Genomic DNA, 13,076 nt, shown 5'->3' on the forward strand with positions numbered 1-13,076 from the left:
GAACGCATAGGAGTGGAACTGCGTCCACACCTGTTCCGCCGACAGCTCGATGCCGATCTCCAGGCCCTGGAACAACTGCACGACGTTGTACTGCGTAACCGCAACGCCTTTGGGCATACCGGTGGTGCCCGAGGTGTAGATCAGGTGAGCCACGTCATCGGGCGCGGGCCCGTGCGGCGGTGTGCTCGGCTGCGCCGCCACCGCTGGGTCGGCCACGTCGATGACCGTGACGCCGAATCCGTCGAACCGGTCCGCCAGGTCGCCGGTGGTCACGACCGCGACCGGTGCTGCGTCGCCGAGCATGAACTCGATGCGGGCCGCCGGCAGTGCCGGATCGAACGGCAGATACGCCGCGCCGGACTTGAGCACCGCCAGTATTGCGACGATCGCTTCAGCCGATCGCGAAAACAGCAGCGCGACAATCTGTCCCGGTCCGGCACCCTGCGCGGTCAGCAGGTGCGCCAATCGGTTCGACGCCTCGTCGAGTTCCCGGTACGTCAGGGATCGGTCGCCGCAGACCACCGCGACCGCGCCGGGCGTGCGAGCAACCTGCGCGGCGAACACCTCGGGCACGGTGGTTACCGCCGTCGGCTGACCCAGCACGGCACGGTTCCCCCAGCGGTCCAGCCGGGCCTGCTCGACCTCGTCGAGCAGATCCACCGACGACAACCGCTGCTCCGGATCGGTGCTGAACGCCAACACCATTCGCTCGAACCGGCCGACGAGCGCCTGGATGCTCTCCGCGTCGAAGATGTCGGTGCGGAACTCCACCATCACGTCGAGTCCGTCGGGCTCCCCGTCGCCGTCCCAGCGCTCGCCGAGCGAGAACGCCAGATCCATGCGGGCCGTCTGGGTGTCCACCGTCAGCGGGGTCACCTGCAGATCGCCGAGGGCCAGCCCTGCCGCATCCCCCGCCTGCCAGGAGAAGTTCTGCCAGCCCAGCAGCACCTGGACCACTGGATGGTGTGTCAGGCTCCGGGTCGGGTTCAACCGCTCGACGAGCATCTCGAACGGGACGTCCTGGTGCTCGTACGCCGCCAGGCTCCGCCGGCGCACCTGCGCCAGGAGATCGGCGAACGTCGGGTCGCCGCCGGCGAACTCGCCCAGGTCGACCCGCAGCACCAGGGTGTTGACGAAGAAGCCGACCAGTTCGTCGAGGGCGGCGTCACGCCGGCCCGCGATCGGGAAGCCCACCGCCACATCAGAAGTCGAGCTGATCCGCGCCAGCAGCGCGGCGAACGCCGCCTGGATCACCATGAAGCTGGTGGCGTTGTGCTCACGGGCGACGCGACGGATCTGCTGCTGCAGGGCGACCGGCCACTGCACGGTCACCCGGGCGCCGTGGTGGTCGGCCGTCGGCGGATACGGGCGGTCGGTGGGCAAGTCGAGGCGCTCGGGCAGTCCGGTCAGGGTCTCCTGCCAGAAGTCCAGCTGCGCGGCGATCGGGCCGTCGGCATCGTCGAGTTCGCCGAATTGCGCACGCTGCCACAGCGTGTAGTCGATGTACTGCACCGGCAACGGCGACCAGTCCGGGGCGCGACCCGCACACCGGCTGGCATAGGCCAACCCGAGATCGCGCACCAGCGGGGTCACCGACGAGCCGTCCGCAGCGATGTGATGCACCACGATGACGAGGATGTGGTTGTCGTCGGTGGCGCGGAAGAGCTTGGCGTGGAACGGGATCTGTGTGGACAGGTCGAAAGTGTGGCGGGCCGCCGCGGTCACCGCGTCGTCCAGCTTGCGTGCCGGCCAGCCGCCGGCGTCGATGGTCTGCCACCCGATATCGGCCTGGCCCGCCGGAATGATCACCTGTTCGGCGGTGCCCTCCGGGGCCACGAACAACGTTCGCAGGCTTTCGTGGCGGGCCACCACATCGGCCAGGGCCCGGCCCAGCGCGTCGGTGTCGAGGCGGCCGCGCAGCCGCAGGGCCACGGCCAGGTTGTAGATGGCCGACGGCCCCTGCAACTGGTCGAAGAACCACAGCCGGTTCTGGGCGAACGACAACGGAAGTGCGGTCGGCCGCGCATCGGCCGGGACAGCCACCAGCGGCGCCAGCCGCGTCGCGTCCCCGCCGATCCGCGGCGCCAGCTGCGCCACGGTGGGTGCCTCGAAGAGCGCGCGCACCGAAAGGTCCACGGCCAAGCTCGAATTGACGGCACCGATCAGCCGCATCGCCGACAGCGAGTCGCCACCCAGGTCGAAGAACGAGTCGTCCACGCCGACCCGCTGCACACCCAGCACCTGGGCGTAGATGTCGGCGAGGATCTCTTCCACCACGCCGGCCGGAGCCCGGTAGCCGTCGGTGTCCGTGTACTCGGGCGCCGGCAGCGCCTTGCGGTCGAGCTTGCCCGACGTCGTCAGCGGCATCTCGTCGAGCACCACGATGTGCTGCGGCACCATGTAGTCGGGCAGCCACGCGCTCAGCCGGTTCCGGACGGCGCTGATCTTCGTGCTGCTGTGCGGCTCGTTGGCGTGGACCCCGGGGTGTGCGTGCGGACGATACAAGTCCGTCAGCGGCACCCCTGCCGAACCAGCATCGCCCGAGCTGACGAAGACGGCGTCGACACAGCCGGATTCAGCACCCCAGGTGACGGCGACCTGGTATCCCGCGTCCTCACCGACGCGGTGCAGTTCTTCCGTTGTGGTCTCGGGCGCTTCAGGAGTTTCCGCGTCCACCCGGATGCCGGCGAGTTCCTGCTCCAGCCGGACGTCGATGCGCACTCCCGCGCGAGGAATGCCGGCGACGCGGATCGCCTCCGGCCGCAGGCCGGCCAACCGCTGCTGCAGCCCGGCCAGGTCGGCGCATTCACCCCACGTCCAGGTGGGGACATCGGCGACCGAACGGCCGGCGGCGGGCGCCTTGTGGATGGTGACGTCGTAGCGGTATCGGTTGAGCTCGTTGTCCGCGGTGCCGCGCTTGATCCGAATACCAAGCCCGACAGCCGATTCCCGACGCGCAGCCCAGGTCGTGAAGAATTCCGGTGCGAGGAGCAGTTCGGCTTCACCGAGCACGGCATGCTCGACGCGCTGGCGCAGGACCGCGGCATCGGTCTCGCCCTCACTACGGGCCACCACGATGGCGGTCTGGAAAGCGTTCTGCAGACTGTGATTACGGATGTCGCCGAGGAACAGGGTGCCGCCGGGCGCCAACAGTTCCACCGCTTTGTCGATGACCTCGGTCAGGTAGGCCGCATTGGGGAAGTACTGGACCACCGAGTTCACGATGATGGTGTCGAAATGACCACGGGGCAGCCCGTCGGTGACGTGTGCTGCCCGGGCCATGAACTCGACCCGGTCGCGCCACGGAATCTGCAACTGCTGCAACGAATGTGCCAGTTTGTCGACCGCCGCCGACGAGACATCGGTGGCGACATACTGCTCGCAGTGCGGCGCGATCTGGGACAGGATCAGGCCGGAGCCGGCACCAATCTCGAGCACCCGCCGCGGATGCAGCGCCATGATCCGGTCGATCGTGGCGGCCCGCCATTGCTGCATCTCGGCCAGCGGAATCGGCTCGCCGGTGTAGCTGCTGTTCCAGCCCCGGAAATCCGAACCGAACTCGGGCGCTTCACCTTCCGCGTCGGCAGCGGCGTACAGCTCGTCGTAGATGTCCTGCCATTCCCCGACGATCTCGGCGTCATGTTCGGTGTCGCGTTTGCCGTCGGTGGCGTGTTCGAAGGTGAGGTAGCCGACCAGTTGGGCGCCGCCGGTGCCGTGGTGCACGGTGGCAGCGGCCTGACTGACCTGCGGGCAGGCCAGCAGCGCACTTTCGATCTCGCCCAGTTCGATGCGCTGACCGCGCAGCTTGATCTGGGTGTCGGCCCGGCCCAGGTAGTCCAGTGTGCCGTCGACGTTCCAGCGCGCCAGGTCGCCGGTGCGGTACATCCGGTTGCCGGAATCGTCCTGCCCACCATGGGGATTCGCGACGAACCGTTCGGCGCTCAGGGTGGGTCGGCCGACGTAGCCGAGCGCCACCGCCGGGCCGGCGAGGTACAGCTCGCCGGTGACACCCGGCGGCACGGGGTTGAGCTGGGCGTCGAGCACCAGGGTCCGGGTACCCGCGATCGGCGTCCCGATGTTCACCTGCCGGCCCGGCAGCAGCGGGGTGCCGGTGGCCCAGATGGTGGACTCGCTGGGCCCGTAGGCGTTGAACATGCTGCGACCTGGCGCCCAGGCGTGCACCAGTTCGTCGGGGCAGGCCTCACCGCCGGTGATCAGCGTCGTCAGGCCGTCGAGCCGCGTGCGATCCAGGGACGCCACCACCGTCGGGGTGAGCAGTGTCGCGCTGACCCGCTGCCGTTGCATCAGGTCGACGAGCGCCTCGCCGGCGTACACGTCCCGCGGTGCCACCACCAGCGCACCTGCCGCGCCCGTCGCCATCAGCATCTCGAACAGGGACGCGTCGAAGGTCGGCGCCGCGACCATCAGCACGCGGTCGTCGGCGGCCAAGCCGTACGAGTCACGTTGTGCCGCAGCGGCTCCCAGCAGACCGGCGTGGCTGACCGCGACGCCCTTGGGCTCGCCTGTGGAGCCCGACGTGAAGATGACGTAGGCGGTGTTGTCGACCGTCAGCGGCAGTGCGCGGTCGGCGTCGGTGATCGGTTCGGCGCGGTAGCCGGACAGGTCGACGTCCGCCCGGATCACCGGGCGCGCGCCCGCGCCACCGACCTGGTCGACGTCTCGCGTGAGAACGCAGGTGGCGGCCACCGAATCCAGCACCGTGGCAATGCGTTCGACGGGATGGGTGCGGTCCACCGGCACGTATACGCCGCCGGCCTTGAGCACGGCCCACCACGCCACCACCAGGTCGGCGCAGCGGTCCATGGCCACGCCCACCGCGCGCTCCGGACCGACGCCGTGGTCGATGAGCAAGCGCGCCAGGCGATTCGAGGCTTCGTCGAGTTCGCGGTACGACATCTCGCGCGCCCCGTCGACGATGGCGACGGCAGCCGGATCGACAGCGACGGCAGCGGCCAGCAGCTCGGGTCCGAGTCCGACCGGCGCGCGGGTCCCGGCCCCGGACCAGTGCAGCAACCGGTCCTGCTCGGCCGTGTCGAGCAGGTTGATGGACAACAGCTTCCGCGTCGGATCCTCGGTCATCGCGACCAACAGCCGGCGCAACCTGCCGATCATCGCCTCGATGGCGGCCTCGGTGAACACCTCGGTGTCATATTCGATGTGCAGCGCGAGCTCATCGCCCGGGAACGCCTCGACCGTCAGCGGGTAGTGGTTGAACTCCCGGTTCGCGAACGACGAAATCGTCAGATCGGCACCATCGTCACCGCCGACCGACACCCCGGCTTCGACCGGATAGTTCTCGTACACGAACAACGTGTCGAAGAGTTGGTCGTGACCGGCGACGCGGTGAATCTCGCCCAGCGCCAGGTGCTGATGATCGAGGGTCTCGTTGTGCGCGGTCTGCAGCTGATCGAGCAGGCCGGTCACCGTGGTACCCGCGGCGAGGTTGGCACGCACCGGCACGGTGTTGATCAGCAGGCCCACCATCGATTCGGTGTCGCCCATGTCCAGCTGACCGAGCCTGGACCGCGCGGTGCCGAATGCCACGTCCTGCTTGCCCGTCAGCGACGTCAACAGCACGGCCCAGGCCCCTTGCAGCACAGTGCTGACAGTGGTCTGGCAGGAACGCGCCAACTCCCCGAGTGCACGGGTGGTCTCTGCCGGAATCTCGAACGACGCAAAGCCGCGCCCGCCCCGCCCCAGCCGGTCCTGCAGCCGGTCCTGTGGGCCCACCAGCGTCGGCGTATCGAAGCCCGCCAGCACGGCACCCCACGCCGCGCGTGCCGCATCGAGGTCCCGATCGGCGAGCCAGGTGATGAACTTCCGGTACGACGCCGCCGGCGGCAACCGGTGCCCGGCATAACCGGCGAAGATCTCACGCAGCAGGATCGGCAGCGACCAGCCGTCGAGCACGATGTGGTGATTGGTCAGCACGAAACGGTGCCGGTCCTCGGCGATGCGGATCAGTAGGGCCCGGAACGGCGGCTCACCGGCGAGATCGCCGACGGCGATGCGTTCGGCGGCACACAGCCGCTGAATCTCATCTTCCTCGAACGCCCCCGTCACGCCGAAATCGATGAACTTCCAAGAGATTTCGGGTTCGGCCAGGATCACCTGAACCGGCTCGTCGAACTGCTGGCAGAACGTGGCCGCCAGGTGCGGATGCCGGTTGACCGTGCGTTGCACCGCATCGCGGAGTCGCAGTGGATCCAGCGCGCCGGTCAACGTGAAATCGAGCTGTACCGAATACATCTCGGCCGCGACGTCAGCCCGCTCATGCGCGGTGCTGCTGTGGAACAACAGGCCCTGCTGCAACGGCGTCAGCGGCAGGATGTCGGCGACGCGGTACTGCTGCTGCAACTGGTCGATCTGCTGCTGGCCCAGGCGCGCAGGTGCGATATCCGACGGCGTCAGCCCGCCACCACCGGCCCGCACGTGCGCGCAGATGCCCGCCAGCGCCTCGAACCACAACCGGCTCAACCGGTTCAGCTTGGCGTCGTCGAGGACGGACGTCGCCCACGTCCAGTCGGCCTGCAGTTGCGGACCGGCATCGGTGTCGACGGTTCCGGCGTTCAGCTCGACGGTGTGGAACAGCGGCAGCGGTGCCGCGGCGCCGGCCAGGGACAGTTCGTCCCGCCCCAGCCGCCACAGCTCGTCGATCCCGGCGATCTGCGGGAAGCCAAGGCGCCCCAGATAATTGAACCCGATGCTCGGTTCGGCGCCGTCCAGATCGACGTCGTCGTTCAGGTACCGCAGCACGCCGTAGGTCAGACCGGCGGGCTGGGCCCGGAGCTGTTCTTTGGCCGCTTTGACGACTGCGCCGAGCGCTTCGTCACCCGCGATGATCTGCGTCCAGGTCAGCTGACCCGTCGAAAGCGCCACCGGGTACTTGGCGGTGAACCAGCCCACGGTCCGCGACAGGTCGACGTCGGCCGCGATGTCTTCGTCACGCCCGTGGCTTTCGACGTCGATGCCGATGGGGGCGCCGGTGCTGCCCAGGAATTCCGCGACCGCGAGGGCGAACCCGATCAGCAGAATATCTTGCACCCCAGCGTGAAATGCCGCCGGGACCTCGCCGAGGAGCGCATGCGTGTGGTCGGCGTCCAGGGTGACCGACAACTGGCCCGCGGTGGCGTAGGTGTCCGCAGCAGGGTCCGCCGCCGGTAGGGCCGCGGGTACCGAAGCGACGTGGCGCCAGGCCGCCGCCTGTGCCAGCACGTCCGGCTGGTGCGCGTGCTCGGTGAGCAGCGCGGCCCACTTCTGGAATGACGTTCCGGTCGTCGCCAACTCCACCGGCTGGCCGGCGCGGTGCTGAGCCCACGCGATGTTGAGGTCTTCCAACAGGATTCGCCACGACACCCCGTCGACCGCGAGGTGGTGCACGATCAGGACCAGCTGTCCGGTGGCGCCGACCCACAAGCCGCTGACCATCAGCCCGGCATTCGGGTTCAGCCGGGTCCGCGCCGCGGCCACCGCTGCTTCGGACAGCTCATCGACCTCGACGACGCACTCGTGGGCTGCGACCGAACCGGCTTCGGGTACCTCCAGGGTCCCATCGGCGCCGACGCACAGCCGCAGCATCGCGTGCCGATTCAGCAATGCCTGCAACAACATCACCGCGTCGGCCGCGGTGGCACCATGCGGCGCCTGCAACACCAAGGTCTGGTTGAACTGGTCGACCGGGCCCTCGATACCAGCGAGCCACCGCATGATCGGGGCGGTCTGTACCCGTCCGATACCTTCGTCGACCACATCATCCGCGCCATCGGTGACGGTCACCGTCTGCGCCAGGCGCGCCACCGTCTGCTCGACGAACACGTCACGCGGGCGGCACGCCAGACCGGCGGCCCGGGCGCGCGCCGCCACCTGCATCGCGAGGATGCTGTCGCCGCCCAGCTCGAAGAACGAGTCGTCGACGCTGACGGCCGCCGATTCCAAGCCGAGGATCTCGGCGTAGATGGCGGCCAGGATCTCCTCGACGGGGCTGTCGGGCGCACGGTAGTCGTCGCCCGTGTACTCGGGGGCCGGCAGGCTGCGGGTGTCGAGCTTGCCGCTGGTGGTCAGCGGCAGTTCGGGCAGCGCCACCACCGCGGCGGGCACCAGGTATGCCGGCAGCCGATCCGCCAGGGCGGCCCGCACTTCGACCGGATCGACGGCGCCGGTGACGTAGCCGACGAGGCGCTTGTCGCCGGGACGATCCTCCCGGACGATCACTGCCGCCTGCACGACGCCGTCGAGCACCGCCAAAGCTGTTTGTACCTCGCCCAATTCGATGCGGTAGCCGCGAATCTTGACCTGCGCATCAGCACGGCCGACGTACCGCAGCTGGCCGTCGTCGCCCCAGTACACCAGGTCCCCGGTGCGGTACATGCGCTCGCCGGGCTTACCGAACGGGCATGGCACAAAGCGGGATCCGGTCAATGCGGTCCGGTGCAGGTACCCGACACCGACGCCGCCGCCGGCCACATACAGTTCGCCGACCACGCCGGGCTGCACCGGCTGCATCCAGCCGTCCAACACGAACAGTGCCGCGCCGCTCGGTGGCGATCCGATCGGCGCCGCGCCGCCGCCGGCCGCCAGCGGCGCACTGATCGCCGCGTAGATGGTGGTCTCGGTCGGGCCGTAGCCGTTGACCATCACGCGCGCGGGGGCCCACTGGTCGACCACCTCGGCCGGGCACGCCTCGCCGCCCATCACCAGAGCGCACGACTCGAGGCCCGTCATGTCCAACATGCCGATGGCAGAAGGGGTTTGGGTGAGTACCGTGACCTTTTCGGCGATCAGGAAGTCATGGAACTCGGCCGGATCAGCGGACACCGACTCGGGCACCACCACCAGTCGGCCGCCGCGCAGCAGCGCGGAGAAGATCTCCCACACCGAGAAATCGAAGGCGTACGAATGCCAATGCGACCAGGCCTGCTCGGACGGCAGGCCGGCGTCCTGCGACGCGATCAGCTGGGTCAGGTTCTGATGGGCGATCGCAACACCTTTCGGCGTGCCGGTCGTTCCCGAGGTGTAGATGACATAGGCGACATCGTCGGGCTCGGGCCCGGCCGCCGCCGGCCAGTCGCCGGTCTCGTCGAACGCGTCGCGCTCGCGCACATCGACGACGATGCCGTCGAACCCGTCGAACCGGTCTGCCAGCGCAGCGGTGGTGACGGCCGCGAACGGCTGAGAGTCGCCCAGCATGAAGGTGATTCGGGATGCCGGCAGCGCCGGGTCGATCGGCAGATATGCCGCACCGGTCTTGAGCACGCCCAGGATCGTCACGATGGCCTCGGTGGAACGCGGCAGCATCACCGCCACGCGCCGACCCGGACCCGCGCCGCGGTCGGCAAGCAGCTGAGCCATCTGGTTCGACGCGCGGTCGAGTTCCCGGTAGGTCAGCGCCCCACCGTCACCGCTGAGCGCGACCGCCTCGGGCATGCGAGCCACCTGATCGGCGAACAGCGCCGGAATCGATGCCGGCGGGTCCGTCTCGGTGGCGAGCGTCGCCCAGTTTCCGAGTTCGGCCAGCCGTTCCTCGGCCGGTGCACCCAGCACCGGCAACGACGATAGGCGCTGAGCTGGATCTGCCGTCATCGCGGTCAGCACCCGGTCCAGCTGGTCCGCCAATTCGACGACGTCGAGCTGGCGGGTGCCGAACGTCGTGACGGACAGCTCGTCGCCCGTGCCCGAGAACGCGAGTCCGGAGCCTCGCCCAAGACCTGAGATCAGTTGCGCTGCCGCGGTGGCCTCGCCCAGCGGCACGGTGAACCCCGACGGCAGAAAGTCCACCACGATCCGGTCGGCGCCCACGCCGCGCATCTTGCGTTCGAGGGCCTGTACCGGAAATCGCTGATGGCGCACCGCTTCTCGGGTGCGAGTGTGCACATGCGCACAGAACTCGGCGACCGTGGCATCGGGGGAAACCTGCAGGACCAGCGGCACCACCCCGGCGACCATGCCGGGCAACGTCTTCGACACCTGCTGCACGCGCCGGGTCACCGGCAGGTCCAGCACCACCTCGTGACCGTCAGCTGACCGGCCACGCAGGACCAGCGCGCAAGCGGCGATGAGCACCGTCGACCGGCGCACATCCCAGGCCTCGCACAGTCGTTCCACCTGAGCCAACAGCGCAGGGGCGAGCTGGATCGGCTCCGACGAGCCGTCCTCGGCATCCGCCGCGTCGCCGAGCCGGAGCTCACGGGTGGGCTCTGCCGGCAGGTTCGCCGTCCAGTACGCCTCGTCCTCTGCGTAGTCCGCAGAGGCTTCGTACGCTGCTTCGCAGTCGAGCAGATCCTGCAGCGAACTGAAGTACGACGGCTGAATCGCCACGCCCGCAACGGTTTCCGAGTAGACGGCGGCGATCCGCTGCAGGACCAGCGCCAGTCCGATGCCGTCGGCGACGATGTGGTGGCAGCACGCGAAGAAGAACGATTCGGCCGGACCGGCCTGGAAGTACGCGAAGCGCAGCAGCAGGCCGTCGAGCGGCATGGGGGTGCGCTGCAGCGCCGAGGACATGGCGCGCGCCTCGACCATCGGCTGGTCGGCGTGGGTCAGATCGACGAAGGCCACGTCGAAATCGGCGGCATCGAGGACCCGCTGGCGGACCTGACCATCGGTCTCCGAGAAGGTCGCCAGTACCGGATCGGCTTCCCCGACGACGCGCCGGATCGACTGCTCGAACAGCCCGAAATCGACTGGGCCGTCAATTTTTGCGAAGATGCCGAGTTGCCACTCCGCAGCCGATTGACCCGTTTCCTGCGCGAGCCAGATGTCCAGCTGCCCACGCGTGACCGGCCACGACGAATCGCCGAGATCCATCCCTAACCCTGAAATACCGAATTACCCCCGATCCGACGAACGATCAGAGCCGCTGCCCCACCGCCAGTCGGTCGCGCAAGCTCTTCGGCCGGATGTCGGTCCACTCCCGCTCGATGTACTCCAGGCATGAGGCGCGATCCGCCTCGCCAAAGACCACTCGCCAACCCGCCGGAACATCAGCAAACGTCGGCCACAGACTGTGCTGCTCTTCGTCGTTGATCAGCACGAAGAAAGATCCATTGTCGTCATCGAACGGGTTGGTGCTCATGGTGCTCCCAAAAGAATTGACGCTCAAGATAATTGGGCTTTGCGTTTCCGCTCCGCCCGTGGGCGAATGCTACATGCCCACGCTATGTCTACAAACGGGCGTCAATAAACTGGCCCCGGCGCGCCGCCACCGAGCAATCCGTCCGAAATCACCGATGCCGTAACGAATTTCGCGACATTCTTTGCCTGATACCAATGGCCGTACCGACTTCGCTGGCCGTGCCGCCTAATTGGCATTTCCGACAGTTAGCTGATTCCGTCGCAACGGTATTCCGGCAGGAAAAGTGCCAGTGGACGCCTGGCGAAACGCGGCTTCGGCGAGCGGAGAGTTAAACCACTGCGGCCGAGCGGCGAATCAGGCCACCGCGGCCGAGCCGCGAATCAGACCATGGCGCGGCGGCCGGCCAGGGCCCGGCCGAGCGTCAGTTCATCGGCGAACTCGAGGTCGCCACCCATCGGTAGGCCCGACGCGATGCGCGTCACCGACAGCCCCGGAATGTCCCGCAGCATGCGCACCAGGTACGTGGCAGTGGCCTCGCCCTCGGTGTTGGGGTCGGTCGCGATGATCACCTCGACGATGTCCACACCGTCGACGCGCTGCCCAATCCTGTTGAGCAGTTCACGAATTCGCAATTGATCCGGCCCGACCCCGGACAGCGGATCCAGCGCCCCGCCCAGGACGTGGTAACGCCCGCGGAATTCGCGGGTGCGCTCCACCGCCTGTACGTCCTTGGGCTCCTCGACGACGCACACCAACGTGCCGTCGCGGCGCGGGTCGCTGCAGATGCGGCACCGGTCGTCATCGGACACGTTGCCGCACACCGCACAGAACTTGACGCCGTCGCGCACCCGGTTCAGCACTGCGGTCAGCCGGTCGATCTCCGGCGGCTCGACCGACAACATGTGGAACGCGATGCGCTGGGCACTCTTCGGACCGATACCCGGCAGCTTGCCGAGCTCGTCGATCAAATCCTGTACGGGTCCTTCAAACACATCAGAACCCGGGCAGGCCCATGCCCTGCATGCCGCCGGCCAGCGGGCCGAGGCGCTGCTGCGCCATCAGCGTCACCTGCTCGGAGGCGTCGCCAAGGGCACCCACGATGAGATCCTGCAGCGTCTCGATGTCATCGGGATCGACGACCTTCGGGTCGATGGTGAGCGCGGTGATCTCACCGCTGCCCATCATGGTGACCTTGACCAGACCACCGCCGGCCTGGCCGACCACCGACGAGGTGGCCAGCGATTCCTGCGCCGCCATGAGCTGCTGCTGCATCTGCTGCGCCTGCGCAAGCAGCGCGGACATATCAGGCTGGCCACCGGGTTGCATGGTGATCCCCTCAGATTTCGATGATCGGGTTTACGCGCCAGCCTAGTCGCCCGACAGAAAGTCGGGCGACCGACTGGCCGCGAAATAAATCTCCGTGCGCCGAAGAACTGGCCTTCGGTTTCCGATTGAAGGATCAGCCTTCGGTATCTGACCGAAGGCTCAGCCTTCGATGACCTTCTTCAGGTTGCCCAACACCTCGTCCTGGATCTTGCGCAGGCCCAGCGGGGCGAAGGTCTTCTCGAAGAAGCCGCCGATACCGCCGGCACCCTGCCACGCGGTCTTGACGGTGACGGTCGAGCCGGTGCCCGCCGGGGCGACGGTCCAGGTGGTCACCATCGATGAGTTGGCGTCCTTCTCGATGACGCTCTTGCCCGCGACGTCGACCGTGGCCTTCACCTCACGCGAGCGCTTCTTGGTGGCCTGCAGCTTCCAGGTGGCGACGGTGCCGGCACCCTGTCCGCCTTCGAGTACCTGGTACCCGCTGTAGTTCGACGAGAGGATCTTCGGGCGCACCGTCTGGTAGTCGGAGACCGCAGCCAGCACCTTCTCCGGCTCGGCGAGAATCAACACGGTGCTGGACGCACTGACCTGTCCCATCAGGCAAAACTCCTGTTCGTATGGCATCACTGTGCGGTCGCGAGGACCGCTGTCTCGGACT

The 13,076-nt window shown here is 68.0% G+C and carries 5 protein-coding genes (1 of these 5 running past the window's edge); all 5 read right to left on the minus strand.

Translation table 11 applies throughout. The features are described from left to right. On the minus strand, positions 1-10,824 hold the 5' end (the start) of the coding sequence (locus tag AC1U2B_RS05415) for a non-ribosomal peptide synthase/polyketide synthase (RefSeq protein WP_480215968.1). 20,199 nt of this gene lie to the left of the window's left edge; only the first 10,824 of its 31,023 coding nucleotides appear in the window; its start codon is at positions 10,822-10,824; its stop codon lies off the left edge, out of view. Between the two features lie 43 nt (positions 10,825-10,867). Next, complete coding sequence (locus AC1U2B_RS05420; RefSeq protein WP_071286520.1) at positions 10,868-11,092, minus strand: MbtH family protein; 225 nt, start codon at positions 11,090-11,092, stop codon at positions 10,868-10,870. A 380-nt stretch (positions 11,093-11,472) separates the two neighbouring features. Next, positions 11,473-12,084: a recombination mediator RecR gene (gene recR / locus AC1U2B_RS05425; RefSeq protein WP_043399537.1), complete on the minus strand. Its 612-nt coding sequence runs from the start codon at positions 12,082-12,084 to the stop codon at positions 11,473-11,475. A gap of 1 nt (position 12,085) precedes the next feature. After that, a complete protein-coding gene (locus AC1U2B_RS05430) occupies positions 12,086-12,418 on the minus strand; it encodes a YbaB/EbfC family nucleoid-associated protein (protein WP_029119043.1) in 333 nt (110 codons plus the stop codon). A 159-nt stretch (positions 12,419-12,577) separates the two neighbouring features. Beyond that, on the minus strand, positions 12,578-13,015 hold the full coding sequence (locus AC1U2B_RS05435) for an SRPBCC family protein (protein ID WP_043399530.1): 438 nt from the start codon (positions 13,013-13,015) through the stop codon (positions 12,578-12,580). Positions 13,016-13,076 lie beyond the last annotated feature (61 nt).

Source organism: Mycolicibacterium sp. P4_G11 (genome assembly GCF_056555145.1).